The sequence below is a fragment of the Pectobacterium carotovorum genome (assembly GCF_033898505.1).
In the GTDB taxonomy this organism is placed as follows: Bacteria; Pseudomonadota; Gammaproteobacteria; order Enterobacterales; family Enterobacteriaceae; genus Pectobacterium; species Pectobacterium carotovorum_J.
Genome location: NZ_JAXAFK010000001.1, coordinates 1,512,663 through 1,538,310 on the forward strand (window position 1 = coordinate 1,512,663; position 25,648 = coordinate 1,538,310).

22 protein-coding genes, 1 tRNA gene, 1 other RNA gene and 1 riboswitch are annotated in these 25,648 nt (G+C 50.1%); of the genes, 12 read left to right on the forward strand and 12 right to left on the reverse strand.

The annotated features are described in order from the left end of the window. The first annotated feature begins 60 nt into the window (after positions 1 to 60). Positions 61 to 912 (forward strand): aldo/keto reductase, encoded by an 852-nt coding sequence (locus tag R9X49_RS06760; RefSeq protein WP_319847686.1) that lies wholly within the window; start codon positions 61 to 63, stop codon positions 910 to 912. Positions 913 to 962: 50 nt separating this feature from the next. Here R9X49_RS06760 and R9X49_RS06765 read toward each other — a convergent pair whose 3' ends face one another. Next, complete coding sequence (locus tag R9X49_RS06765) at positions 963 to 1,832, reverse strand: D-hexose-6-phosphate mutarotase (protein ID WP_319847687.1); 870 nt, start codon at positions 1,830 to 1,832, stop codon at positions 963 to 965. 107 nt (positions 1,833 to 1,939) lie between these two features. Further along, the gene (gene gapA / locus R9X49_RS06770) at positions 1,940 to 2,935 is read right to left on the reverse strand and encodes a glyceraldehyde-3-phosphate dehydrogenase (protein WP_319847688.1); all 996 of its coding nucleotides are present in this window, start codon (positions 2,933 to 2,935) and stop codon (positions 1,940 to 1,942) included. A 343-nt stretch (positions 2,936 to 3,278) separates the two neighbouring features. Between gapA and msrB the strand changes: the two genes are divergently transcribed. Together msrB and R9X49_RS06780 are read left to right on the forward strand one after the other, a co-directional pair. Then, on the forward strand, positions 3,279 to 3,698 hold the full coding sequence (gene msrB, locus R9X49_RS06775) for a peptide-methionine (R)-S-oxide reductase MsrB (RefSeq protein ID WP_015840200.1): 420 nt from the start codon (positions 3,279 to 3,281) through the stop codon (positions 3,696 to 3,698). A gap of 164 nt (positions 3,699 to 3,862) precedes the next feature. After that, positions 3,863 to 4,141, forward strand: coding sequence for a YeaC family protein (locus tag R9X49_RS06780; RefSeq protein WP_319847689.1), 279 nt, complete (start codon positions 3,863 to 3,865; stop codon positions 4,139 to 4,141). A gap of 55 nt (positions 4,142 to 4,196) precedes the next feature. On the opposite strand, the gene pncA is transcribed toward R9X49_RS06780, so the two are convergent. The 3 genes from pncA to sppA form a co-directional block, all read right to left on the reverse strand. Continuing rightward, a complete protein-coding gene (gene pncA, locus R9X49_RS06785) occupies positions 4,197 to 4,844 on the reverse strand; it encodes a bifunctional nicotinamidase/pyrazinamidase (protein ID WP_319847690.1) in 648 nt (215 codons plus the stop codon). A gap of 18 nt (positions 4,845 to 4,862) precedes the next feature. Further along, positions 4,863 to 5,882, reverse strand: coding sequence for an asparaginase (gene ansA, locus R9X49_RS06790; RefSeq protein WP_319847691.1), 1,020 nt, complete (start codon positions 5,880 to 5,882; stop codon positions 4,863 to 4,865). Positions 5,883 to 6,000: 118 nt separating this feature from the next. Beyond that, positions 6,001 to 7,851, reverse strand: a complete 1,851-nt coding sequence (sppA, locus tag R9X49_RS06795; RefSeq protein ID WP_319847692.1) for a signal peptide peptidase SppA — start codon at positions 7,849 to 7,851, stop codon at positions 6,001 to 6,003. 268 nt (positions 7,852 to 8,119) lie between these two features. Between sppA and R9X49_RS06800 the strand changes: the two genes are divergently transcribed. The 3 genes from R9X49_RS06800 (at position 8,120) to R9X49_RS06810 (ending at position 10,984) form a co-directional block, all read left to right on the forward strand. Continuing rightward, a complete protein-coding gene (locus R9X49_RS06800; RefSeq protein WP_225088029.1) occupies positions 8,120 to 8,671 on the forward strand; it encodes an NAD(P)H nitroreductase in 552 nt (183 codons plus the stop codon). Between the two features lie 100 nt (positions 8,672 to 8,771). After that, positions 8,772 to 10,697, forward strand: a complete 1,926-nt coding sequence (locus R9X49_RS06805) for a DNA topoisomerase III (RefSeq protein WP_319847693.1) — start codon at positions 8,772 to 8,774, stop codon at positions 10,695 to 10,697. Next, positions 10,694 to 10,984, forward strand: coding sequence for a YnjH family protein (locus R9X49_RS06810; protein WP_319847694.1), 291 nt, complete (start codon positions 10,694 to 10,696; stop codon positions 10,982 to 10,984). Before R9X49_RS06805 ends, R9X49_RS06810 begins: the two co-directional genes overlap by 4 nt. A 118-nt stretch (positions 10,985 to 11,102) precedes the next feature. Here the strand turns inward: R9X49_RS06810 and xthA are convergent, their stop codons facing one another. Then, positions 11,103 to 11,909: an exodeoxyribonuclease III gene (gene xthA, locus R9X49_RS06815; protein WP_319847695.1), complete on the reverse strand. Its 807-nt coding sequence runs from the start codon at positions 11,907 to 11,909 to the stop codon at positions 11,103 to 11,105. A 320-nt stretch (positions 11,910 to 12,229) separates the two neighbouring features. Next, positions 12,230 to 12,325: riboswitch (glycine riboswitch) on the forward strand. A 21-nt stretch (positions 12,326 to 12,346) separates the two neighbouring features. Between xthA and R9X49_RS06820 the strand changes: the two genes are divergently transcribed. Next, a complete protein-coding gene (locus tag R9X49_RS06820; RefSeq protein ID WP_319847696.1) occupies positions 12,347 to 12,973 on the forward strand; it encodes a trimeric intracellular cation channel family protein in 627 nt (208 codons plus the stop codon). A gap of 189 nt (positions 12,974 to 13,162) precedes the next feature. On the opposite strand, the gene R9X49_RS06825 is transcribed toward R9X49_RS06820, so the two are convergent. From R9X49_RS06825 to R9X49_RS06840, 4 genes are all read right to left on the reverse strand, one after another. Further along, positions 13,163 to 13,292, reverse strand: a non-coding RNA gene (locus tag R9X49_RS06825) — RtT sRNA. Positions 13,293 to 13,335: 43 nt separating this feature from the next. Then, positions 13,336 to 13,420, reverse strand: a tRNA-Tyr gene (locus R9X49_RS06830). Positions 13,421 to 13,574: 154 nt separating this feature from the next. Then, positions 13,575 to 14,423 carry a formyltetrahydrofolate deformylase gene (gene purU, locus R9X49_RS06835; RefSeq protein WP_319847697.1) on the reverse strand — a complete coding sequence of 283 codons (849 nt, stop codon included), beginning with the start codon at positions 14,421 to 14,423 and terminating at the stop codon, positions 13,575 to 13,577. Positions 14,424 to 14,506: 83 nt separating this feature from the next. After that, on the reverse strand, positions 14,507 to 14,974 hold the full coding sequence (locus tag R9X49_RS06840) for a YchJ family protein (protein WP_319847698.1): 468 nt from the start codon (positions 14,972 to 14,974) through the stop codon (positions 14,507 to 14,509). A 132-nt stretch (positions 14,975 to 15,106) separates the two neighbouring features. Here R9X49_RS06840 and rssA point away from each other — a divergent pair, with 132 nt between their 5' ends. From rssA to galU, 3 genes are all read left to right on the forward strand, one after another. Next, positions 15,107 to 16,012, forward strand: coding sequence for a patatin-like phospholipase RssA (rssA, locus tag R9X49_RS06845; protein WP_319847699.1), 906 nt, complete (start codon positions 15,107 to 15,109; stop codon positions 16,010 to 16,012). Between the two features lie 135 nt (positions 16,013 to 16,147). Next, complete coding sequence (gene rssB / locus R9X49_RS06850; protein ID WP_319847700.1) at positions 16,148 to 17,164, forward strand: two-component system response regulator RssB; 1,017 nt, start codon at positions 16,148 to 16,150, stop codon at positions 17,162 to 17,164. 205 nt (positions 17,165 to 17,369) lie between these two features. Next, a complete protein-coding gene (gene galU, locus R9X49_RS06855) occupies positions 17,370 to 18,281 on the forward strand; it encodes a UTP--glucose-1-phosphate uridylyltransferase GalU (protein ID WP_015840214.1) in 912 nt (303 codons plus the stop codon). Positions 18,282 to 18,428: 147 nt separating this feature from the next. Here the strand turns inward: galU and hns are convergent, their stop codons facing one another. Next, complete coding sequence (gene hns, locus R9X49_RS06860) at positions 18,429 to 18,836, reverse strand: histone-like nucleoid-structuring protein H-NS (protein ID WP_015840215.1); 408 nt, start codon at positions 18,834 to 18,836, stop codon at positions 18,429 to 18,431. 587 nt (positions 18,837 to 19,423) lie between these two features. Between hns and R9X49_RS06865 the strand changes: the two genes are divergently transcribed. Beyond that, a complete protein-coding gene (locus tag R9X49_RS06865) occupies positions 19,424 to 20,020 on the forward strand; it encodes a thymidine kinase (protein ID WP_039319566.1) in 597 nt (198 codons plus the stop codon). A gap of 142 nt (positions 20,021 to 20,162) precedes the next feature. Here R9X49_RS06865 and adhE read toward each other — a convergent pair whose 3' ends face one another. Continuing rightward, the gene (adhE, locus tag R9X49_RS06870; protein WP_319847701.1) at positions 20,163 to 22,838 is read right to left on the reverse strand and encodes a bifunctional acetaldehyde-CoA/alcohol dehydrogenase; all 2,676 of its coding nucleotides are present in this window, start codon (positions 22,836 to 22,838) and stop codon (positions 20,163 to 20,165) included. 1,010 nt (positions 22,839 to 23,848) lie between these two features. On the opposite strand from adhE, the gene oppA reads away from it, so the two are divergent. Beyond that, a complete protein-coding gene (oppA, locus tag R9X49_RS06875; RefSeq protein WP_319847702.1) occupies positions 23,849 to 25,519 on the forward strand; it encodes an oligopeptide ABC transporter substrate-binding protein OppA in 1,671 nt (556 codons plus the stop codon). The last annotated feature ends 129 nt before the right edge of the window (positions 25,520 to 25,648 follow it).

Below are 25,648 nucleotides of genomic sequence, written 5' to 3' on the forward strand. Positions count from 1 at the left end.
GAATGCCATGTTAGGTTGACGGCAAACACGTTACGTTGACGGTAAACAAGGGAGAAGCGCGTGACAAAAACGATTCGTTTTCCAGATAACACCCGCGTACCAGCGATCGGTCAGGGAACATGGTACATGGGCGAAGATGCCCGCATGAAAGCGCAGGAAGTGACGGCGCTGCAAGCGGGTATCGACCTTGGGTTAACGCTGATTGATACGGCCGAAATGTATGCGGATGGCAGGGCGGAAGAGGTGGTCGGTGAAGCGATACGCGGCCGTCGTGACAGCGTTTATCTGGTGTCGAAAGTCTACCCGCACAATGCGGGAGGCGAGAAGGCGATACAGGCGTGTGAACGCAGCCTGAAGAGACTGCAAACTGAGCGTATCGATCTGTATCTGCTGCACTGGCGCGGAGGCATCCCGTTAGTGGATACGATCGCCGCAATGGAACGATTGCAGCAGGCGGGTAAAATCGGCCAGTGGGGCGTCTCCAATCTCGACCTTGAGGACATGCAGGAGCTGTGGTCGCTAAACGGCGGACAGCGCTGTATGACCAATCAGGTGCTTTACCATTTGGCATCGCGCGGTATTGAGTTTGATTTGCTGCCGTGGTGTCAGCAACAGCAGCTTCCTATCATGGCGTATTGCCCGCTGGCGCAGGCCGGGCGTCTACGTGACGGATTATTCTCGCATCCGGTAGTGAACCACATTGCGCACGAACATAGCATCACGCCTGCTCAGCTTTTATTGGCGTGGGCTATTCGTCAGCCGGGTGTGATCGCGATTCCTAAAGCCGGTTCGGTGAAGCATGTTCAGGAAAATGCCAAAGCGCTGGGCGTGGTGCTATCGAAGGAAGATATCGCACAGCTCGATCAAGCGTTCCCACCGCCGACGCGTAAACAGCATCTGGATGTGGTGTAGTTGAGGCGAAAGAGGTATATGGCGAAATCGCCATATACCTCTGGCGGTGGTTATTTCTTGATGCGAATAACCGTCGCCAGGCGCGCCGGCGCGTTGGCGGATGCGACAAACGGTTGATTAATTCGCGCAGTTTCCACACACACGAACGTTTTATAGCCCTCATCGGTCATATCGCTAATCGTACGAGAGAGCTCTGCACCGGGGTTCCATGACACGACATCGCTATGGTGCGTATGGTGTACTTCGATGCTGCGTTTCAGGACGGCGTCATGTACCACGCTGGTATCCTGTGGCTGGGTATAGATGCGGTCTGTACGGTCGGTAAAGACCAGATCGCCTTGTTGTGTAGACAGCTTGCCCTGATTCACCTTATCAATGAATGACTCACCCAGACCGGTAATACGGATATCGCTGATGTCGCCGATATTGAAATAGGTGTGCAGCGCGCTGGTAATGCTGTAATCACCTTGTGCTTCCAATTCAATGCCACATTCTTTGCCCAGCTTGAAGCGGGCGATGAGCGTGAACGCATGCGGCCAGCTCTTCCGTGTTTCTTCATTGTCTTTCAGCCTAAAGGTGAGCTGTACACCGTGCTCATCTTCGCTGTGGGCGGTAAATTCCCACGGCAGCAGACGGGCGAAACCGTGATTAGGATCGGCGAAAGGACCAAACCAAGGGAAACAGATTGGTACACCGCCGCGAATCGCAACGTGATGAGTAAATGGCGTATTGTCGCTTAGCCAGAGCACCGGCTCTTCATTGGTCGGCTGCCAACTGAGTAAGTGCGCCCCTTGTAACGCTACTGCCGCACGCACTTCAGGATGGTCAATGACGACGATGGGGAGTTGGTCCAACTGACGCTGGCTGAGGGTGGCGCTAATTTGTTTTGTGACGGGGAGTGAGAAAATTGTGTTATGCATGATAGTGCCTTTTTTTGATTGTTTTTCGTTGTAAAAAGAAATCTGCAAGTAACAATAAAAAAGGGCGACATCACGTCGCCCTTTTTTCACCGAATCATCGCTGACGCTTATTTAGAAATGTGAGCGATCAGATCCAGAACTTTGTTTGAGTAACCTGTTTCGTTGTCGTACCAGGAAACCAGTTTCACGAAGTTATCGCTCAGTGCGATACCGGCTTTAGCATCAAATACGGAAGTCAGTTTCTCGCCGTTGAAATCGGTAGAAACCACTTCGTCTTCGGTGTAGCCCAGCACGCCTTTCAGCTCGCCTTCAGAAGCAGATTTGATTGCTGCACAGATTTCTTTGTAAGAAGCTGGTTTTTCCAGACGCGCAGTCAGGTCAACAACAGAAACGTTCGGGGTAGGGACGCGGAACGCCATACCAGTCAGTTTGCCGTTCAGCTCAGGAATCACTTTACCTACAGCTTTAGCAGCACCGGTAGAAGATGGGATGATGTTCTGTGCTGCGCCGCGGCCGCCGCGCCAGTCTTTGTGAGACGGGCCATCAACGGTTTTCTGCGTTGCAGTCGTTGCGTGAACGGTGGTCATCAGTGCTTCAACGATACCGAAGTTGTCGTTGATAACTTTTGCCAGCGGAGCCAGGCAGTTGGTGGTGCAAGATGCGTTAGAAACGATTTCCTGACCTGCGTAAGTTTTGTGGTTTACGCCCATAACGAACATCGGAGTGTCATCTTTAGATGGACCAGTCAGAACGACTTTCTTCGCGCCAGCAGCGATGTGCTTACGTGCAGTTTCGTCAGTCAGGAACAGGCCAGTTGCTTCAGCAACGACATCAACGTTAACTTCGTTCCACTTCAGGTTTGCAGGATCGCGCTCTGCGGTAACACGAATGGTTTTGCCGTTAACAACCAGGTGGCCATCTTTAACTTCAACGGTGCCGTTGAAACGACCATGAGTTGAGTCGTACTTCAGCATGTACGCCATGTAATCAGCGTCCAACAGGTCGTTGATTGCAACGATCTCGATGTCAGAACGTTCTTGCGCAGCGCGGAAAACAATACGGCCGATACGGCCAAAACCGTTGATACCTACTTTGATAGTCATATATTCCACCAGCTATTGGTTTGTGAATAAAAGGTTGGTTGTAAAATTACAAAAACCTTGCTGAGCGTCAAGCGGAATCGTGTCAATAGTTGCTGTAAGTCAAACCTATGACCAATCTTTGTGCAAAAACCGCTCGAGCCTGTAACTAAGTAACATCTAAGACTGATATGAGGGCGGAATGCATCATATAAAGCCTGTGTTATCTCAATATGTGACATGCATCACAATTAAATGTTCATGCTAATAACATTCCTAATATTAGGCCAGAACGGCCTGTCAGGTTGTTAATTTTTTGTTATAATCAATGATTAATTGAATTGATAACACCCGCTGTGAGACTTCCATGACTAACGACTCTGCTTCGCGTACCCCGTCCGATAATACTGAACTGACAGAGATGCAGCGCTATGTCACCCAGCAACGCGGTACGGAGCCTGCATTTTCAGGCAAACTGCTGCATAACAAGCGCACCGGCGTTTACCACTGTCTGTGCTGTCAGGCCCCGCTGTTTTACTCCGACAGCAAATATGACTCCGGTTGTGGCTGGCCGAGCTTCGATCAGCCAGTCTCCTCAGAAGCGGTCCGCTATCTGGAAGATGATTCACACAATATGCGCCGTATCGAGATCCGCTGTGGGCAGTGTGATGCGCATCTGGGCCACGTTTTCCCTGATGGCCCGAAAACCACGGGCGAACGTTACTGCGTAAATTCTGCTTCGCTGAGCTTTATCGATGACGTTGATGGCGAGCGCGTTGACGGGTAATCTGTGTGTGATGAATAGGGCAGTGGCAAGCTGATACTGTATAGCTTTAAACGATTCAGCTATTAAGTGCGCCTGTCAGTACATTGACCCCGTCAATAATTGTCCCTGTCAATAACAGAACTCAGTAAGAATAACTCAGACCTTTTTCGGAGCAGAAACCGGATATGGAACTCAATGATCTGATCGACGCCATGACGCCAGAAATTTACCAGCGGTTAGTCACGGCGGTAGAGCTGGGCAAATGGCCAGACGGTGTCGCGTTGACGGCTGAACAGAAAGAAAACTGCCTACAAATGGTGATGATGTGGCAGGCTCGCCATAATGAACAGGCTGAGCACATGACGATTGGCACTGATGGCGAAATCGTGATGAAGAGCAAGCAGGAGCTGAAGCGCGAGTTTAACATCGCTGACGCGATCGTTACGCTGAAGCCCAATGCTTAACGTGTGAGCAGGCAGCCTTATTGGCTGTCGTGATGCTGTGCGACAGTGACGATGGTTAGTGCGTTGAAGACAGTGTGGCAAGAAACTGCGTCATATCCGTCAGGATCGCCCCACGTTGTACCATTTCCCGCAATGCAGATTCGCTGTCATCGGGCAAAAGATTAACCCCGCGACAGCCGTCCACCAATACTTCCGTGTGATAACCCAGCGCAATGGCATCCAACACGCTGAACTTAACACAATAATCTGTCGCCAGCCCCAGAATGGTCAAATGGGTGATGTGGTTGGCGTGTAGCCACGCATCCAACTCGGTTTTAAGCCGATGTCCGTTATCGAAAAAAGCGCTATAGCTATCGATCTCTGGCTGAGTCCCTTTTTGTACGATCCACTGAATGGCTGACTGATTAAGTGCTGGATGAAAATCAGCTCCGGCGGTTCCCTGTACGCAGTGAACCGGCCACCAGATCTGCGGCCATCCATTTAACTCGCCGATTTCTCCAACCTTGGTATTCGCATTAACGGCAAAGCTACCGTGATTCTCGGGGTGCCAATCCTGACTGGCGATCACGGTAACGTCAGCGACCACGCAGGCCTCAATCGCACGGTTGGCAACCGCAATAACTCGGTCGCCTTCATTAACGGCCAATGCGCCGCCGGGACAAAAATCATTTTGTAAATCAACTAATAGCAATGCTTTTTTCATTACGACTCCGTGATTAACTCAATCTTTATCGCTCAATTCCCCATGCAGGTTCTGCTGCATCAAATGGCGAATTTCATCGGCGCTTAACGCTTGCTGGCTCAATAAGTAATGCAGTTTGGTCAATGCGGCTTCAACGGTCATGTCAAAGCCACTGATCACTCCCGCATGCGCCAGCGCATTACCTGTCGCATAGCCGCCCATGTTCACACGCCCGGAAATACACTGCGTCAGGTTGATGACCACGATGCCGCGCGCGGAGGCTTCACGTAATTCGTGCAGTAAGCCGGGGCTTTGCGGCGCGTTGCCAACGCCATAGGAGCGCAGGATGAGCGCCTTCACCGGCTGGCGAAGGAAATTACTGATGACATCGGCAGAAATGCCGGGATAAATCGTAATCACCCCGATAGGCTGCGGCGTTATGTGGTGCACTTTTAGCGGCGGGCAGTTGTTGCATTCCACGGTGGGCGCCAGCCGACGAATATGGATACCCGCTTCCAGCAGTGGCGGATAATTTGGAGAGGCGAAAGCATCAAAACCATCCGCATGGGCTTTGGTAGTGCGATTGCCGCGTAGCAGTTTGTTATTGAAAAAGAGGGCGACTTCATTAATCGGATGATTAGCCGCAACGTATAGCGCGTTCAGCAGGTTGGTCTGGCCGTCTGAGCGCAATTCCGCCAACGGAATCTGTGACCCTGTCACGATAACCGGCTTGGCAAGATTCTCCAGCATAAACGAGAGCGCAGAGGCGGTGAACGCCATCGTGTCAGTACCATGCAGAATCACGAAACCGTCGTAATCATCGTAGTGATCTTGAATATCGTCCGCGATGGATTGCCAATCCGCTGGCGTCATGTCGGACGAATCGATCAGCGGGTCATATTCATGAATCGTGAACGATGGCATCTCTTCGCGGTGGAATTCAGGCATTTTTGCCAACTGCTGCTGTAAATGACCGGATACCGGTACATAACCATTAGCAGAGCGCTGCATGCCGATGGTGCCGCCTGTATAGGCGACATAAATGGATTTCTTTCGCATGGTGGTATGAGTAAGGAGTAAACCGAGAATTATAGAGGGAAAAACAGCCCGATAATACTATCATAAGCAATGACTATTACCGGGCTTTTAGGGTACATATGGGCTGCTACTGTAAACGCTACCGGACTTCTCCGCAGTTGAGGCAAAATGCGTATCGGTTCTGCGGGTCGTTTAGGTTATTCATGATAGACGGCTGTGACCGCACGGCCTCCGCCAGCTGTGCGACCGGTGCTGGCAACATAGACTGAACGGCAACGGGCAGCAGGGCGTAAACGGAAGCGTTCACCTGATTCAGCATCGTGTCGAGCAGGCCAGGCTGTTCCGCATACCAGTTCAATTGATATTGCCCCAGTTTGGCCAGCTCAGCGGCTTTCTTCACGGCGTCATCAAAATCACCGATCTGATCGACCAGACCATTTTCTTTTGCGTCGCTACCGACCCAGACGTGACCTTGCGCGATCTGATCGATTTGCTCCGGCGTTTTCTTACGTGCCTGTGCCACAATATCGATGAAGTTCTTATAGCCGCGTTCAATACTCAGCTGCATCATCTGCGAGAATTCAGGCGGTAGCGATTTCGTAATCGACAAATCGGCCAGCGGGGAAGTGGCAACGCCATCCGTGTGAACACCAAGGCTTTCCAGCGAGTTCTCGAACGTGGTAATCACGCCAAAAATGCCGATAGACCCTGTTAGTGTACTGGCGCTGGAGATGATCGCGTTTGCTGGCGTTGAGATCCAGTAACCGCCTGATGCCGCCATACCGCCCATGGAGACCACGATCGGTTTGCCTGCAAGGCGAAGCGCCATCAGTTCTGAGCGGATCAACTCCGACGCGGTGACGCTACCGCCGGGGCTATTGACGCGCAGTACCAGCGCTTTGACTTTAGGATCGAGACGTGCGGCACGAATTTGTGCTGCCGTGGTATCGCCACCGACCATTCCCGGTGTTTCCGGCCCGTCAATGATTGCGCCATTGGCAAACACAACCGCAATTTGGTTGTTATTTTGCACCGGCGGTTTGATGGTGTAGTCGTAGATGCTGATGAAATTAAAGTTGTTCTTCTGGCTATTCCAGCCGAATGCTTTAACCAGCGATTGTTCGGTCACGGAACGTGATGCGACTTCATCAACCAGCTTGTTATCCAGTGCATAGCGTGCGGTGTCGCCCTGAACGGCCTGCAAGCCCGCAATGATGCCTGCCGCACCTGGGAAAAGTTGCTGAGGTGTAATCTGGCGGTTAGCGGAAACCGTATTTAAATACTGCTGCCACAGCGCATTGATCCAACGGCCATCGGCATCGCGTGCAGCAGGAGACATATCGTCACGCAGATACGGTTCAACGGCTGACTTATAGGTTCCCACACGGAAGATATTGGTGGTCACTTTCAGCTTGTCGAGCATGGATTTGAAGTAGAGGTTGTTGGTCGCAAAACCGTGCAGATCGACACTGCCTTGTGGCGTCAACGACACCGTATTGGCAAAACTGGCCAAATAATATTGAGACTGATTGTAGCTGTCGCCGACGGCATAAATGGGTTTACCGCTATCGCGGAATTCGCGCAGCGCCTTGCCGATATATTGCAGAGACGGCTGATCGGCACCGGTAAAGTCGCTGAGATCCAGCACCATTCCCGTGATGTTATCGTCACTCTTTGCCTGACGAATACTGTCGACGATATCGAACAGAGAATTTTCCTGACGACGGTTGTTCGATGCACCGAAGAATTCGCGTCCTAATTGACGCAGTTTGTTATTGACGGTGGGTTGATCAACGACCACGCCCGTCAGATCGACCAGTAGCGCACCCTTCGTGGCCACTTCCGGTGTTGTTTTTACCTGTGAGTAGATCCCAACGCCAACCAGAATCAGGGCGATAAGAAAAATATTGAGAATAAATTCTCTGATAAAATTAAGCAGACGCCATGTCCACTTAAAAAATCCGCTAAAAATTCGCCACAATGTGCGCATGATATCTCCATGAACGGGTAAACAACGTGTGCTCTACGTCCTTCAACTCGCCCTCTGGCAAGTGATGAAGCACAAGGAGTGATAGTATCCTAATGAGCGGGCAGTAAAAAGTCAGCATTAAATCGCCGCGGAAGCGCACCCTGTCGGGGTTATCTTGTAACAAAACTTCTACTTGTGCTAACGTGGCGCGCAACGTTGCCGTACAGTCGTTTCTACCGTAGAAATAGCGTGTATTGCAGAAATTATATTGCCAGACAGGAGATGTGCGATGGATGCTCTTGAATTGCTATTGAATCGTCGTTCGGCCTCGCGCCTGACCGCGCCGGCACCGACGGGTGACGCATTGAATAACATTATCCACGCGGGTATGCGTGCGCCGGATCATGGTGCCATGCAGCCGTGGCGCTTTTTTATGATCGAAAATGACGGTCTGGATCGTTTTAGTGCGCTGCTGACCCGTGCGGCGCAGCAGGAAGGCTTGGACGACGCCGGGATTGATAAAGCGCGTCAGGCACCTTATCGCGCTCCGCTGATTATCACCGTTGTCGCACATTGTGAAGAGAACCCGAAAGTCCCGCTATGGGAGCAAATTGTCTCCGCAGGCTGTGCGGTTCAGGCCATGCAGATGGCGGCACTGGCGCAGGGCTTTAACGGTATCTGGCGTAGCGGCGCCTGGACGCACAATGCGCTGGTGCGTGAAGCGTTCAACTGTCGTGAACAGGATGAAATTGTTGGTTTCCTTTATCTGGGGACGCCGCAGCTCAAAGCCTCAACGACGGTCACGCCGCTTGATACCGACACGTTTGTTCACTACTTCTGATCGTCATCTTTTGAAAAATATCGACTTCCCACCCGTTTTACAGTGCGCTTTCCCGCGAGTTACGCGGGAAATGTCCAGCCTGTGTGCGATAGGGTGAATAATGCGACTTTTTATTGCCGAAAAGCCCAGCCTTGCGCGGGCGATTGCAGACGTGTTACCCAAACCGCATCGACGCGGCGACGGCTTTATTGCCTGCGGTCAGAATGATGTCGTGACGTGGTGCGTGGGGCACCTGCTGGAGCAGGCGCAGCCGGATGTTTATGATGCGCGCTATGCACGGTGGTCACTTGCCGATTTACCTATCATCCCACAAAAATGGTTGCTGCAACCGCGTCCCTCGGTCAGCAAGCAGTTGAACACCATTAAAAAACTCCTGAATGATGCCAACGAAGTGATCCACGCGGGAGACCCCGATCGTGAAGGGCAACTGCTGGTGGATGAGGTGCTGGAATATTTGTCTCTTCCGGAAGAGAAACGCCAGCAGGTGCGTCGCTGTCTGATCAACGACCTCAACCCGCAAGCGGTGGAGCGCGCGGTTTCTCGTCTGCGTGAGAATAGAGAGTTCATTCCCTTGTGCGTGTCGGCACTGGCGCGTTCCCGTGCGGATTGGCTCTACGGCATTAACATGACCCGCGCCTATACGATATTAGGACGCAATGCCGGCTATGACGGCGTGCTGTCGGTTGGCCGTGTGCAAACGCCGGTGCTGGGGCTGGTGGTGCGGCGGGATGAAGAGATAGAAAATTTCGTCCCCAAAGACTACTTTGAAGTGAAAGCCCACATCGTGACGCCTGCCGATGAGCGCTTTGTCGCGCTCTGGCAGCCCAGCGAATCCTGTGAACCGTATCAGGATGAAGAAGGGCGCTTATTGCATCGTTCTCTGGCGGAACATGTCGTCAAACGTATCGAAGGCCAGCCTGCATTTGTCACTAGCTATAATGATAAACGGGAATCGGAAACTGCACCGTTGCCTTATTCGCTGTCGACGCTACAGATTGAGGCTGCAAAGCGTTTCGGGCTCAGCGCGCAGCAGGTGCTGGACGTGTGCCAGAAGCTCTATGAAACCCATAAGCTGATCACCTACCCGCGTTCTGACTGTCGCTATCTGCCAGAGGAGCATTTTGCCGGGCGTCATGCCGTTTTAAACGCGATATCCGTGCACCAGCCCGACCTGCTGCCACAGCCGGTTATGGATGTGGATCGGCGTAACCGCTGCTGGGACGATGGTAAGGTCGATGCTCACCACGCGATTATTCCCACCGCCCGTAGCGCAAGCGCCTCGCTGACGGAGAATGAGCGTAAAGTGTATGGGTTAGTCGCACGGCAGTACATCATGCAATTCTGCCCGGACGCCGTATTTCGCAAGTGCGTCATTGAACTGGATATTGCGGGTGGTAAATTTATTGCCAAAGCGCGGTTCCTGGCCGAAGCCGGGTGGCGTACGCTGCTGGGCGGTAAAGAACGTGACGAAGAAAACGAAGGCATGCCGCTGCCCGTGGTGGCAAAAGGTGATGAGCTACTGTGTGAACGCGGTGAGGTGGTTGAGCGCCAAACGCAGCCGCCGCGACCGTTTACCGATGCAACGTTGCTATCGGCGATGACGGGTATCGCACGTTTTGTGCAGGATAAAGAACTGAAGAAAATTCTGCGGGCGACCGATGGTTTAGGCACAGAGGCTACGCGAGCAGGTATCATCGAATTATTGTTTAAGCGGACGTTTCTGTTTAAGAAAGCGCGCTATATTCACGCGAGTGAAGCGGGGCGGGCGTTGATTCACTCACTGCCTGCCAGCGCGGCACACCCCGACATGACAGCGCATTGGGAAGCCACGTTGACGCAAATCAGCGAGAAGAAATGCCGCTATCAGGATTTTATGCAACCGCTGACCCATTCCTTACAGGAGTTGATTCAGCAGGCTAAACAAAACGGTGCGGTGAGAGCGTTTAAAGGGCTTTCTGCGCCGCCGTCGGGCACCACAAAACGGCGCAAGCCTCAGACTAAAAAAGCGAAGGAGCAGGAGCAATGAAATCGTTAGTGTCTTTGTGTTTTGCCGGTGTGATGCTGGTGCTGCCCACGCTGGCGCAGGCTAATCGTGGTGGAACGGATATTGTGGTTCCGGTGCCACCGGAAGTGTGGGGGGCCGGGACGACGGTGCGGGAGCAAAATAACAACTGCCTGCGCTGCTGTGTGTATGAAAATCGTAACTATTCTGAAGGTGCGGTGCTAAAGGTCGAAGGTGTGATTCTGCAATGCGTGCGGGACAAACAAACGCTGGGTACAAACAACCTGATATGGCAGTTGGTTAAGCAATAACTGCGGATTAAGCAAACATAAGCGCAATGCTTCCGCCGCTTTTTCATCCCCGCCGTACTTTGATGCACGGCGGGGATAGTATTTTTACAACGTACTCTTTCTACAGAGCAACCTACTCTTACAGCGCAAACTCTGCCCAGATTGGCGCATGGTCGGACGGTTTTTCCATTCCCCGGATGTCGTAGTCAATACCGGTAGCAACACAGCGTTCGGCCAGGAACGTGCTGGCGAGAATCAGGTCGATACGCAGGCCGCGGTTGTCATCAAACCCGGCTGAGCGGTAATCAAACCATGAGAAACGATCGGTGCTCTCGGGGTTGGCGGCACGGAAGGTGTCAATAAGCCCCCAGCCTTGCAAACGCGCCATCCATTCACGCTCCTCCGGCAGGAAAGAACATTTCCCCGTGCGTAGCCAGCGCTTGCGATTCTCCTCGCCAATGCCGATATCCAGATCGGTGGGGCTGATATTGACATCACCCATTACGATCAGCGGCTGCGTGGCGCTGTGGTGTTGCTCCAGATAGGTTTGCAAATCCTGATAGAAACGCGTTTTCGCAGGGAATTTCACCGGATGGTCGCGGCTTTCTCCCTGCGGAAAATACCCGTTAACGATCGTGAAGGTGCCGTGCTCCGTGGCGAAATCCGCCATGATAATTCGGCGCTGTGCATCTTCTTCATCCGTTGGGAAACCGCGACGTACCGCAATCGGCTGCGTTTTACACAGCAGCGCGACGCCGTAGTGCCCTTTCTGCCCATGATAATAAACGTGGTAGCCGTACTGGCTGACATCCTCTAACGGAAACATGTCATCGTGGACTTTGGTTTCCTGCAACCCGATCACATCCGGCTGGTGTTGTTCGATAATGGCGGCCAACTGATGAGGGCGCGCCCGCAGGCCATTGATATTAAAAGATACAACTTTCATGTTCGCTGCCATTCGCTAAAAAATGTGACGAGATGGTAGCAGAAAATGAGGTATGCCGTCACGGTGAGGCTACGCTTTCGGACTGCGTAGATGAACGTCTTGCCGTGGCTTCAGAGACGATTAGTGCAGATGAGAATCGTTAAAAATAAGATTCACTTATATTCAGTTGAACCTAGGGCTTGTCGACCGTTATACTCCGCACCTCGCAGGAGAGAGGGCGTATACCCGTCATGCAACTCGAATTATTTAGGGTATATATAACGCTCCGCCGAAGGCGCAAACTCCCATAATCGCTCAGGCTCCCCTAACTGCGAATTCCATTGAAGCCAACTGGAGAGAGGTTGCGATGCAACCCACCGAAGGGGCAAGCAGCACTGCTGCGTAAACTCTCAGGTAAAGCGGACAGAGGGAGTGGCACATTTCACAGGATAACTTGTGTGCTGACTTACATCTATCTGATCGCGATTACGGCTGAGGGGATGTCCGGGGCGCTGGCCGCCGGACGTCGCAATATGGACATTTTTGGCGTAGGCATGATTGCCTTTATCACCGCGCTTGGCGGTGGCACCGTTCGCGATATTCTCCTCGGTAATTATCCCATCGGCTGGACGCAGCATCCCGGCTATATCTACCTCACCATTGGTGCGGGGCTTTTCACGATTATCATTGCGCGCTTTATGCACCATTTGCATCGCCTCTTTCTGGTACTGGATGCGATGGGACTCATTGCCTTTACCATTATTGGCTGCAATGTGGCGCTGAAGCTGAATTATTCGATGACGGTGGTGGTCATGGCGGGTATCGTGACCGGCATTTTCGGTGGAATATTGCGCGATATTTTCTGCAACCGTACACCCATGGTGCTGAAGAAAGAGCTGTACGCCAGCGTCTCGCTTTTAGTCGCGCTTTTATATCTGGGGCTCAAATCGCTTAACGTCAACCACGATATTAACTTGCTGGCGTCATTCACTATTGGTTTGGCGGTGCGTCTGGCGGCAATTCGCTGGTCATGGCAGCTCCCGGTGTTCTCTTATGTTCCGGGGCGCTGGAAAGGAAAAGCGTAAGGTCTGTTTTTTGCCCCCATCGCCGATGTCGCGCGGATTATCTGTGTGAATGGTGGTGGGGGAAATAACGCTGTGCGTTGCTCAAAACCGTGCCGGTTTTGTCGAACCTTGGTCGAAGGTTTTCACCTTCCCCTGATGGGAATTTGATGCTTTGGTGTTGGGATGTCATTCAGAGGAACTACTTTGAAATGGTGGTGGGGGAAGGATAATTCGGCGCTTCGCACCTCACCCTGCGGGTCAACGCTGTGCGTTGCTCAAAACCGTACCGGTTTTGTCGAACCTTGGTCGAAGGTTCTCACCTTCCCCTGATGGGAATTTGATGCTTTGTCGTTGGGATTTAATTCAGAAATATTGCTTTGAAATGGTGGTGGGGGAAGGATTCGAACCTTCGAAGTCTGTGACGGCAGATTTACAGTCTGCTCCCTTTGGCCGCTCGGGAACCCCACCACTGGCCTTGCTACAAGAGGCTTTCGCTTCAAGTGGGGCGCATCATAGCAAATGACGCGCCCCTGTAAAGCGGTATATATCAAAAATAAATGCGGTTGCCGTTTTTTTATTCCGTTCGACGCATCCTTATACAAAAAGATGCGCGATCAACCAATTACAGAATAATGGTGCGGTTACCGTAGACAAAAACACGCTGTGCCAGCACGCGGTATAATGCACGGCTCAGGACATTTTTCTCAACGTCACGGCCTGCTCGCATCATGTCATCTGCCGAGTAAGTATGGTCGACGTGAATAACGTCCTGCATGATGATGGGACCTTCATCCAGGTTATCGTTGACGTAGTGTGCCGTCGCGCCAATGATTTTCACACCGCGTTCGTAAGCCTGATGGTATGGGCGAGCACCGATAAAGGCAGGTAAGAACGAGTGATGAATGTTGATCACCTGATTCGGGTAGTGCTGAACAAACGCCGGCGTCAGAACTCGCATATATTTCGCCAGCACGACGTAATCGGGTTTGTATTGATCGATCTGCGCGATCATCTTTTGATCGTGCTCTTCGCGAGTCAATCCTTCATGGCTGACCAGATGGAAAGGAATATCAAACCGCTCGACCAGCGTCTGTAAGGTATCGTGGTTGCCGATGACGGCAGCAATTTCGACATCCAGACCGCCATAGGCGCTTTTCATCAACAGATCGCCCAGACAGTGGGCTTCTTTTGTCACCAGAACGACGATGCGACGACGGCCTGCTGCGGTTAACTCACGGGAAGACCCTTCAGGAAGCGCGCTATCCAGATCGGCTAACAATGTGGTGTCGTTGAAAATTCCTTCTAACTCGGTCCGCATGAAAAAGCGGCCAGTGCGATGATCGACAAACTCATTGTTTTGCACGATGTTCAGTTCGTGCTTGTAACAAATATTCGTAATTTTTGCGATGAGCCCTTTTGCATCAGGGCAAATGGTTCGTAATACTTTTCTTTGTATATTTTGGGATTGCATGAGCGCGTGGATCCTGTCCAAAAACTAAAATAACGATCTGATGGTACCGCAGCGGTAACGCCGCGCGGGCGACTGCCTGTGTTCTATTGTCCGCAGCACTTTTTGTATTTTTTGCCGGAATCGCACGGGCAAGGTTCATTTCTGCCTGTCTGCACATGAACGCCGTCTATATAGTACCAGCGATTATGCTGGCGAAGGAAGCGTGAGCGTTCTCGCATTACTTCTGTTCGCTGGCTGTCCGTTTCCGAGATATAACGTGCGGCGAATTCCACATAACCCTCATCGGGCGTTTTTCCGGGAGACGTTGCCAGTATAGTAAGGCCGAGCCATTGTGAGTTCTGGCAGCTTTCAGCGAGAGGCGCGCGCCATTTCTCAGGCTGGAGATCGGGATGCCAGGTGGCGATAAGGTAATCGACATCGTGTTTGACGTAGGCGGTATAGCGCGATCGCATTAATATGGCGGGTTCAGCCGCTGTTGCGGCATGCGTGAGGTAGGGTTGACAGCATGCGTTATACTGCAATCCACTGCAACAGGGGCAAGATTCTGACACGACGTCTCCTGAAGAAAATTTAAGATAAAAACTGATAAATAATAAACAGATCCCTATGCAGGATGCCGATATGTTACCTAAGAAACTCTACGTGTAGCAATGTGCGCTAAAATGAAGACGGGTGGTTCGATCATGCAACGGAAAAAGATTGGAGTAGCCTTGGGATCCGGGGCAGCGAAGGGATGGGCGCATATTGGTGTGTTTAATGCGTTAACAGAAATGGGGATAGCGGTTGACGTTGTAGCAGGTTGTTCTATCGGTGCGCTGGTAGGTGCGGCATATGCCACCAACAATTTAGCTTCAATGGATCGCTGGGTGAGGGCGTTTGGCTACTGGGACGTGATTCGACTGATGGATCTCTCCTGGCAGCGCGGCAGCTTATTGCGTGGCGATCGTGTCTTCAATAGCGTGAAGCATTTGCTCCAGACAACACAGATTGAAGACTGTGATATCAAATATGGCGTGGTGACGACAAACCTGAGTACAGGGCGTGAGCTCTGGCTGACAGAAGGCGATTTACATCAGGCCATGCGCGCGTCTTGCAGTATGCCTGGCCTGCTATCCCCCGTTCGATTTAACGATTACTGGCTGGTGGATGGCGCGGTGGTTAACCCTGTTCCTGTTTCTCTGGCACGGGCAATGGGGGCTGATATTGTGATTGCGGTTGATCTTCAGCACGATGCCAGTTTGAATCATCAGGACTTGTTGTCGATCAAACCGACGGCGTCAGACATTGATGCGGAAAATGTCCCGCAAGATTGGCGTAGCAGAATTCGTGAACGTTTACTGCGAAGCCGACGTCAGCCAACAGAAAGTTCGCCAACGGCGATGGAGATCATGAGCACATCGATCCAGATTCTGGAAAATCGGTTGAAGATGACGCGGATGGCAGGCGATCCGCCTGATGTGCTGCTGCAACCGTATTGCCCTCAGATCGCGACGTTAGATTTTCATCGGGCGCAGGAGGCGATTGAGGCCGGTTATAAGGCGGTAGAAAAGATGCGTGATGAATTGTTGCCGCTAGCGAAAGAATCGTAACGAAGACCTTAGGGTACTAAGGGCGCATGTCGTAGTTAAAACACATGTCGTTAGAAATGCGTAAGTATGCTGTCTATCCGGCATGTCGGCGCTAAAGCAGGTGTGATTATTCGGTGTTTGAAGTAAGGGGTACTGATGGAACAACCACTGGCGGGTAAGCATATTTTAGTCATTGATGACGAGGCCGTTTTTCGATCTGTGCTCGCTGGTTATCTGACTTCTCTTGGGGCTTCCGTTCAGGAGGCGATTAATGGATTAGATGCGCTAAGTATTCTTGAACACTACCAACCCGATTTAATGATTTGCGATCTGAAAATGCCGACGATGGGAGGCATCGAGTTCCTTGAACGCCTGCGTTTGAAGGACAACGATACGCCAATACTGATCATTTCTGCAACCAGCCAGATGGCGGACATTGCCAAAGTCTTGCGTCTTGGCGTTCAGGATGTGTTACTGAAGCCGATTCGTGATTATGCACGCCTGCGTGAAGCCGTAATGTCTTGCCTGTATCCCGATATGTTTACTTCACAGCTGAATGAGATGGATCAACTGATGCAGGACATGGATTCCCTCAATCAATCTCCTGAAGCGGTAACCAAACTGCTTGCCCAGCTACAGCCCCCCGTTCAGCAAACGCTAGCTCATTGCCGTGTTAATTACCGTCAGTTAACGGCAGCGGAACAGCCGGGTCTGGTGTTGGATATTGCCGCGCTTTCGGAGACGGAACTGGCGTTCTACTGTCTTGATGTCACTCAGGGCGTCAATAATAATGGGACGCTGGCCGCGTTACTGCTTCGAACGTTGTTCAATGGGTTGCTTCAGGAGCATTTGGCCGATCAGCAGCACCGTTTGCCGTATCTGCCGACGTTATTAAAGCAGGTAAACCAACTGCTGCGCCAGGCGAGTCTGGACGGTCGTTTTCCTTTGCTGGTGGGGTATTACCATCGACAGCTAAAACAGCTGATACTGATTTCTGCCGGGTTAAACGCGACGTTGAATGTTAACGAACAGCAAATAGCACTGAATAGCGGCGTCCCTTTAGGCACGCTTGAAGGTGCCTATCTCAACCAGTTGAACTATCAGTGCGAGGCATGGCAATGTCAGATATGGGGTGGCGGCGGTCGTTTACGCCTCATGTTGACGACAGAATAGTCTGATAGCGCAAGACGGTGCGGATTTCGGGCCATACCCATCTTTCGGTATTATTTTTTATTTCCTACTATGTAGGGAGTTATCTTATTTTTATTGAACAGTAATGTTGGGACAAGCGTGCTCTTGTTAAAGTCGTTATACTCTTTCGGTTATCTTGATTAGATAAATAAAGTTCATTATTTGAACGGTATATAAGAGGCTGTTTATGTCTATTGTGAATAAAAAAGTAAAAAAAGCGGTCATACCGGTTGCTGGATTAGGGACGCGTATGCTGCCTGCCACCAAAGCCATTCCTAAAGAAATGCTGCCGTTGGTAGATAAGCCGCTGATCCAATATGTTGTTAATGAGTGTATCGCAGCAGGGATTAATGAAATTATTCTGGTTACACACTCTTCTAAGAATTCTATCGAAAACCATTTCGATACCAGTTTTGAGCTGGAAGCCATCCTGGAAAAGCGTGTTAAACGTCAGCTGTTGGAAGAAGTTCAATCTATCTGCCCTAAACACGTCACCATTATGCAAGTGCGTCAGGGATTAGCTAAAGGGCTGGGCCATGCCGTATTGTGCGCGCACCCGTTAGTGGGAGATGAACCCGTCGCAGTTATTCTGCCAGATGTAATTATTGATGAATATGCGTCCGATCTGAAAAAAGATAACCTGAGCGAAATGTTGCAACGTTTTTCTACTACAGGCCACAGCCAGATTATGGTTGAGCCAGTTGAGAATGTAAGCAGCTATGGCGTGGTTGATTGCAAAGGCGTGGAATTAAAAGCAGGGGATAGTGCACCGATGGTGGGCGTGGTTGAAAAACCGAAAGCCTCCGAAGCGCCGTCTAATTTAGCCGTTGTTGGCCGTTATGTACTCTCTGCGGATATTTGGTCTCTGCTGGAGAAAACACCACCGGGCGCAGGCAATGAAATTCAGTTAACTGATGCCATCGCAATGCTGATGGAAAAAGAAACGGTAGAAGCGTATCACCTGAAAGGCGTGAGCCATGACTGTGGTAATAAATTAGGCTATATGCAGGCATTCGTGGAATATGGTTTGCGCCATGACGGTTTAGGTCAGGAATTTGCGCAATGGCTGCAGGAAACGATTGAAGCAGAAGAAAAATAACAGAATGTAATGATTGCTCTCTGTTTTACAAAAACAGAGAGCAGCTAAAAACGCTGACATATCTGTTTTCACTTTGCAAAACGCGTTACCAAAGAAAAACCCCCGATAGCTATCGGGGGTTTTTTAGTATTCAGTACTTATAAACAATTACAGCAGGAAATCGTCTAAAGATTTACCTTGCTCTTCGATTGCTTTCTTGATTACTGCCGGTGTACGACCCTGGCCAGTCCAGGTTTTAACTTCGCCGTTTTCGTCAGTGTATTGATATTTTGCCGGACGGGCAGCGCGTTTGCTTTTACCTGCAACTTTCACTGAACCTAAAGACTGTAATAATTCGTTAGGGTCAATACCGTCGGCAATCAGCATATCGCGATATTGCTGCAATTTACGCGCACGTTCTTCAACTTCAGCCTGAACCTGGCTATCTTCTTCGCGGCGTTCATTAACCACGACTTCCAGTTTTTCCAGCATTTCTTCCAAAGTATCCAGGGTACATTCTCTTGCCTGGGCACGCAGAGTACGGATGTTGTTAAGAATCTTTAGTGCTTCGCTCATTGTGATAATCTCAAATTAATATTATTGGTGGCGTGTAGTGTGATAATAGAGTGCTATTTTCCTTTCTGCAATAGTCAAATTTGTAAGTTTGTTAAAAAACATCATTTTTAAAACAGAACTCACATTGTATGTTACATAAATATAAATACTTTCCTGTTATCAAAAAAATACATTTGGTATGCCGTTTTTCTCCCTCAAACGACAGAGAATGGCTTATTGATGCCGCACCGTTGTTATAAGGAATGTTTATATCTTTTATCGTAACAGGCCGCCGCTGGTGGGCATATGGACAAAATGTGGTCGGGGAATAGCCCATTGCGCAGCGTGAAGGCGAGTTGTTACAATAAGTTTTTACGACACGAAGATCATATACTCCAAATAATTCGAGTTTCAGGACAAACGTTAACGTTTGAACAACGCAAAGCGTTGGCCTGCCAGAGCAAGGCTTATTTATAATCCTTGTAATGCGGCAAGAGAGGGAATCCTGATGCGCTTACTCAAGTAAGTGATTCAGGTGACTGAACGCTGCCAACGGACATGCAACTTGAAGTATGACGAGTATATAGCCTGCCTTTTGGAGTAGCTGAGTGGCTCAACTTTATTTTTATTATTCTGCAATGAATGCAGGGAAATCGACGGCGCTATTGCAGTCGTCATATAACTACCAGGAGCGTGGGATGCGTACGCTGGTGTTCACTGCAGAAATAGATAATCGGCACGGCGTGGGGATTGTAAGTTCACGGATCGGCCTTTCGTCTCCGGCATTATTGTTTAATCCGCAGACACCCTTATTTGGATTGCTGGAGAAAGAGCATCGTGCTCAGCCCGTAGATTGTGTATTAATTGACGAATGTCAATTTTTAACCCGCGAGCAGGTGAGTGAGCTTTCCGATGTCGTGGACCAATTAGATATCCCGGTATTGTGCTACGGGTTGCGTACTGATTTTCGTGGCGATTTGTTTTCCGGGAGTCACTATTTATTAGCGTGGGCAGATAAGCTGATTGAGTTAAAAACGGTCTGCCATTGCGGCCGTAAAGCCAACTGCGTATTGCGATTAGATGCGCAAGGTAATGCCGTCCATGAAGGGGAACAGGTCGTTATTGGCGGCAATGAGAGCTATGTTTCTGTGTGTCGTAAACATTATAAGATTGCGCTGGGATTAACCCGTAAGGAAAGCGAGTAAGGCGGTTAAATATCCGACTGGCGAGCTATTAATAAATAGCGTGTTGATGCGTGTGCGAGTTATAAAAATGCCCAACCCTAAACGGGTTGGGCAGTGCAGAGAGATAAACCGCCTTTAGGGTAAGACGGTAACAGCAAGAACGTTAGTGGGCGGCTTTCTTGCTGGTTTTAGCGGCTTTTGCTACCGGTTCAACCGCTTCCGTTTTTTCTTCTTCAGAGAACTTACGACCGTAGTAAGTATCCAGCAGAATCTGTTTCAGTTCGGAAATCAGCGGGTAGCGTGGGTTTGCCCCAGTACACTGATCGTCGAACGCATCTTCTGACAGCTTATCGACCTTAGCCAGGAAATCGGCTTCCTGTACGCCAGCTTCTCGAATCGAGGTTGGGATCCCCAGCTCGGTCTTCATTTCTTCCAGCCAGTTCAGCAATTTTTCGATTTTCTGTGCGGTACGATCGCTCGGCGCGGTTAAACGCAGGTGGTCGGCTATTTCCGCGTAGCGACGGCGTGCCTGCGGACGGTCATACTGGCTGAACGTTGTCTGCTTGGTCGGGTTATCGTTCGCGTTATAGCGGATGACGTTTGAGATCAGCAGGGCGTTAGCCAGACCGTGTGGAATATGGAATTCCGAGCCCAGTTTATGCGCCATTGAGTGACAGACGCCGAGGAAGGCGTTGGCAAACGCGATCCCAGCAATCGTCGCGGCGTTATGCACGCGCTCACGGGCCACCGGGTTTTTCGCGCCGTCACGATAGCTGTCTGGCAGGTTCTCCTTCAGCAGCTTCAGCGCTTGTAACGCCTGTCCGTCTGAATATTCGTTTGCCAGCACGGAAACATAGGCTTCCAGTGAGTGTGTTACCGCATCGAGCCCACCAAACGCACACAGTGATTTCGGCATGTTCATCACCAGGTTGGCATCAACAATCGCCATATCTGGCGTCAGCGCATAGTCCGCTAACGGGTATTTTTGCCCGGTAGCATCGTCGGTGACGACGGCAAACGGCGTCACTTCGGAACCGGTACCGGAGGTCGTAGTAATCGCCACCATTTTGGCTTTGACGCCCATTTTCGGGAACTTGTAGATACGTTTACGGATGTCCATGAAACGCAGCGCCAACTCTTCGAAGTGCGTCGTAGGGTGCTCATACATCACCCACATGATTTTCGCCGCATCCATTGGTGAACCGCCGCCCAGCGCAATGATCACATCGGGTTTGAAGGAGTGCATTTGCTCAGCGCCTTTACGCACGATACTCAGCGTTGGATCCGCTTCAACTTCAAAGAAAACTTCGGTTTCCAGTCCGTGCTGTTTCAATACGGACGTCACCTGATCGACATAGCCATTATTGAACAGGAAGCGGTCGGTCACGATAAATGCACGTTTAGCACCATCGGAGGCGACTTCTTCAAGGGCGATGGGCAATGAGCCGCGACGGAAATAAATGGATTTGGGAAGTTTATGCCACAACATATTCTCTGCTCGCTTGGCTACCGTTTTCTTGTTGATCAAGTGCTTCGGACCGACGTTTTCGGAGATGGAGTTTCCGCCCCAGGAGCCACAGCCCAGCGTCAGAGACGGAGCGAGTTTGAAGTTGTAGAGATCGCCGATACCACCTTGAGAAGCCGGTGTGTTAATCAGAATACGTGCGGTTTTCATCATATTGCCGAAATGATTCACGCGCTCTGGCTGATTGTCCTGATCGGTATACAGACAGGATGTGTGACCGATACCCCCCATTGCGACCAGTTTTTCCGCTTTAATGACGGCGTCGTTGAAGTCTTTCGCACGATACATCGCCAGCGTTGGGGACAGTTTTTCATGCGCAAACGGTTCGGACTCATCGACCGCGGTAACTTCACCGATCAACACTTTAGTGTTGGCAGGGACGGTGATGCCTGCCATTTCTGCGATTTTCGGTGCGGGTTGACCTACGATGTCGGCATTCAGTGAACCGTTCTTCAGCAAAATACCCTGTACGGCATGAAGCTCTTTGCCTTTCAGCATGTAGCCGCCGTGGGTAGCAAAACGCTCACGCACGGCATCATAGACGCTGTCTACGACGATGACTGACTGTTCTGACGCACAAATGACGCCGTTATCGAAGGTTTTCGACATCAGAATAGAGGCAACGGCACGTTTGATATCCGCGGTTTCATCAACGACAACAGGCGTGTTACCAGCACCAACGCCGATTGCTGGTTTACCGGAGCTGTACGCGGCCTTCACCATACCCGGGCCACCGGTAGCCAGAATCAGGTTGATATCCGGGTGGTGCATCAGTTGGTTGGACAACTCAACGGAAGGCTGATCGATCCAGCCGATGATATCTTTCGGCGCACCTGCCGCAATCGCCGCTTGCAGAACAATATCTGCAGCTTTATTGGTCGCATTTTTTGCACGCGGATGCGGAGAGAAGATAATCCCGTTACGGGTCTTCAGGCTGATCAGCGCTTTAAAAATCGCGGTAGAAGTGGGGTTGGTGGTGGGAACAATACCGCAAATCAGGCCAATCGGCTCTGCAATGGTAATCGTACCAAAAGTGTCATCAGTAGAGAGGACGCCGCAGGTTTTTTCATCCTGATAGGCGTTATAAATGTATTCAGATGCGAAATGGTTTTTGATGACTTTATCTTCCACGATCCCCATGCCGGATTCGGCAACCGCCATTTTTGCCAGCGGGATACGGGCATCCGATGCAGCGAGTGCGGCAGCGCGGAAGATCTTGTCCACCTGTTCCTGAGTGTAAGTGGCAAATTCCTGCTGTGCCTTTCTCACTCTTTCGACCAGTGCGTTAAGTTCAGCAACGTTGGTTACGGCCATAATGCTCTCCTGATAAATGTTAAACTCTTTCAGTCAATTGTTCGCCGAATAGAACAGTATAGATAAACGAGCGGGGGGCGTTTCCGTTACCTGGCTATTCTTTTCTGCCTATTTCGCATTAATTGACTCAAAGAGCTTGTCAGCCGCCGTTGTGGCGCGATTGCTGCTTTTTAAAATACTGTAACCGCCGATACCGTAAATTTTTGAAATATTGTTTTGAAAATACATCAAAATTAAGAGGATTTACGTATCTGCTGCGGTATGAAATGAGCATACCTATTTGTGGGTGCCTTTTTTGTGATCAATATCGAATTTTCTTTATGCTGACACCATTCAGCAATCTGATATTGATAATGACTATCATTAACTAGATAAAATCAGCGGCTTTTCTACCTAAAATGGATTGGTAAAGGATGGACAGCGTGCGTTGAAGCGAAGCCTTGGTGGAAGAAATTCCGGTGGCGGCTTGTTCGTATAATGGGAATGGGTTGTTCGTATAAAACGTGTTCGTATAAACAGTGCTTATATCTTAATCGGGTTAGTTATTTTGATCGTCTTCTACCTCAGGGACGTTTCAGGCGCTTATTGTGCAAAGTGAGTAATGGAATTGTTAAAATAATAACATTTCGGTCAGATAATGACGCGGACAGGTAAGCGTGCATCATCATTTTTGTGCTGTGAAAATGATGAAACCCACTACGATGTTTTTTTGTTCAAAATCTATAAATTGCTGAATATTTAAAAAATATTTGCAATTAAAAACAAAAGTCATTGTTTATCATGGGGTTAATGATTTCTTCGAATGGTTGAGATAAAACCCTTTCCGGGCTGTAGTAAAGAAAATTAAGCAACATCAATGTAAAAATATTGGCGAATGTGTCCGCTTTTGATAGCTTCGAGTTTCGGCCTATTATTCGTTATTCACCCATAAATTAATTTTATGATTTATTTGGATAATGGGCGATCTTTTCTGCTCTATGTGACGGCAATTTTTATGCATAGAGTCCGGTATGGCGTTGTATCAAGACAGGGGCGTTTATAAAGTGAAAATTCGCAAAACAAAACGATGCTTTGTTACCAGTATGATTGCCGCCGCAGTGATGGCGTCATGCGTGAATGTTCAGGCTGCTAATGTACCTGCCGGTGTTGATCTGGCGAAAGAACAGGTTCTGGTGAGAAACAATGGCGCTGAGGTGTCATCACTGGATCCACATAAAATAGAAGGTGTACCGGAATCCAACGTCGCGCGTGATTTATATGAAGGGTTGGTGATTTCCGATCCTGACGGACACCCGATTCCTGGCGTGGCTGAGCGGTGGGAAAGCAGCGACTTTAAAGTCTGGACATTCCATTTACGCAAAGACGCCAAGTGGTCAAATGGCGAACCGGTTACCGCGCAAGATTTCGTTTATAGCTGGCAACGTCTGGCCGACCCGAAAACCGTTTCTCCTTACGCCAGCTATTTACAATATGGTCATCTGCTGAATATCGATGACATTATCGCCAGCAAGAAGTCTCCCGATACGCTGGGCGTAAAAGCACTCGACGACCATACGTTGGAAGTCACATTAAGCGAACCGATCCCATACTTTTATAAATTACTGAATCACTCGTCCATGTCACCGGTAAATAAAGCGGTAGTGGAGAAATTTGGTGATAAATGGACTCAGCCGGAAAACTGGGTAGGGAATGGCGCCTACCGCCTGAAATCCTGGGTCGTGAATGAGCGGCTTGTGCTGGAGCGTAATACCCAGTATTGGGATAACGCCAAGACCGTGATTAATCAGGTCACCTATCTGCCGATTGCTTCTGAAGTAACGGATGTTAACCGCTACCGCGCGGGTGAAATTGATGTTACCAATAATAAATTACCCATTGAGCTATTTCAGAAGCTGAAAAAAGAAATCCCACAAGAAGTTAACATCAATCCCTATCTCTGCACGTACTATTACGAAATCAATAATCAGAAACCGCCATTTAACGATGTACGGGTTCGTACGGCTCTGCGCATGGGGCTTGATCAAGACATATTGACCAATAAAGTGAAAAACCAGGGCGATATTCCGGCCTATGGTTATATTCCTCCGTTTACGGACGGCCTGAAAGCGCATACGCCAGAGTGGTTTACCTGGCCACAGGCGAAACGTAATGAAGAAGCGAAAAAACTGCTGGCGGAAGCGGGCTATACCGCAGAGAAACCGCTGACGTTTAATTTGCTCTATAACTCGTCAGATCTGCATAAAAAGCTGGCGATTGCGGCGGCTTCGATCTGGAAACAGAATCTAGGCGTCGATGCGAAATTGGAAAATCAGGAATGGAAAACCTATCTCAGCACACGTCATCAAGGCAATTATGACGTGGCGCGTGCCGGATGGTGTGCGGACTATAACGAACCGACATCGTTCCTGAATAGTATGCTGTCAGACAGCAGCAATAACACGGCGCATTATAAGAGCGCGGCGTTCGACAAGCTGATGGAGCAGGCTGTACAGGCGAAAACGGACGATGAACGTGCAAAGATTTATCAGCAGGCGGAATCTCAGTTGGATAAAGATGCGGCGATCGTGCCGGTTTATTACTACGCGAACGCCCGGTTGATAAAACCTTATGTCGGCGGCATTACCGGCAAAGACCCGCTGGATAATCTACGGGTGAAGGATCTCTATATCATTAAGCATTAATCTGCCGTGATGCCATTTACGGTTTGATGCAAATGAAGTGAGCGAGCAGCGATTAATTTGGTGTTTAATCTCTGGTTACCCATTCCTGCTATGTGGGAATGGGGCGTGACTGGAACCGATTAATCGTTT

What these genes read in the sequence shown, in the direction of transcription:
- xthA (WP_319847695.1), bottom strand. Translation starts at nt 11,909, where the DNA reads ATGAAAGTTGTATCTTTTAATATCAATGGCCTGCGGGCGCGCCCTCAT.
- rssB (WP_319847700.1), top strand. Translation starts at nt 16,148, where the DNA reads ATGGAACAACCACTGGCGGGTAAGCATATTTTAGTCATTGATGACGAG.
- purU (WP_319847697.1), bottom strand. Translation starts at nt 14,423, where the DNA reads ATGCAATCCCAAAATATACAAAGAAAAGTATTACGAACCATTTGCCCT.
- msrB (WP_015840200.1), top strand. Translation starts at nt 3,279, where the DNA reads ATGACTAACGACTCTGCTTCGCGTACCCCGTCCGATAATACTGAACTG.
- hns (WP_015840215.1), bottom strand. Translation starts at nt 18,836, where the DNA reads ATGAGCGAAGCACTAAAGATTCTTAACAACATCCGTACTCTGCGTGCC.
- R9X49_RS06805 (WP_319847693.1), top strand. Translation starts at nt 8,772, where the DNA reads ATGCGACTTTTTATTGCCGAAAAGCCCAGCCTTGCGCGGGCGATTGCA.
- R9X49_RS06810 (WP_319847694.1), top strand. Translation starts at nt 10,694, where the DNA reads ATGAAATCGTTAGTGTCTTTGTGTTTTGCCGGTGTGATGCTGGTGCTG.
- R9X49_RS06800 (WP_225088029.1), top strand. Translation starts at nt 8,120, where the DNA reads ATGGATGCTCTTGAATTGCTATTGAATCGTCGTTCGGCCTCGCGCCTG.
- pncA (WP_319847690.1), bottom strand. Translation starts at nt 4,844, where the DNA reads ATGAAAAAAGCATTGCTATTAGTTGATTTACAAAATGATTTTTGTCCC.
- sppA (WP_319847692.1), bottom strand. Translation starts at nt 7,851, where the DNA reads ATGCGCACATTGTGGCGAATTTTTAGCGGATTTTTTAAGTGGACATGG.
- oppA (WP_319847702.1), top strand. Translation starts at nt 23,849, where the DNA reads ATGGCGTTGTATCAAGACAGGGGCGTTTATAAAGTGAAAATTCGCAAA.
- gapA (WP_319847688.1), bottom strand. Translation starts at nt 2,935, where the DNA reads ATGACTATCAAAGTAGGTATCAACGGTTTTGGCCGTATCGGCCGTATT.
- rssA (WP_319847699.1), top strand. Translation starts at nt 15,107, where the DNA reads ATGCAACGGAAAAAGATTGGAGTAGCCTTGGGATCCGGGGCAGCGAAG.
- R9X49_RS06765 (WP_319847687.1), bottom strand. Translation starts at nt 1,832, where the DNA reads ATGCATAACACAATTTTCTCACTCCCCGTCACAAAACAAATTAGCGCC.
- galU (WP_015840214.1), top strand. Translation starts at nt 17,370, where the DNA reads ATGTCTATTGTGAATAAAAAAGTAAAAAAAGCGGTCATACCGGTTGCT.
- ansA (WP_319847691.1), bottom strand. Translation starts at nt 5,882, where the DNA reads ATGCGAAAGAAATCCATTTATGTCGCCTATACAGGCGGCACCATCGGC.
- R9X49_RS06780 (WP_319847689.1), top strand. Translation starts at nt 3,863, where the DNA reads ATGGAACTCAATGATCTGATCGACGCCATGACGCCAGAAATTTACCAG.
- adhE (WP_319847701.1), bottom strand. Translation starts at nt 22,838, where the DNA reads ATGGCCGTAACCAACGTTGCTGAACTTAACGCACTGGTCGAAAGAGTG.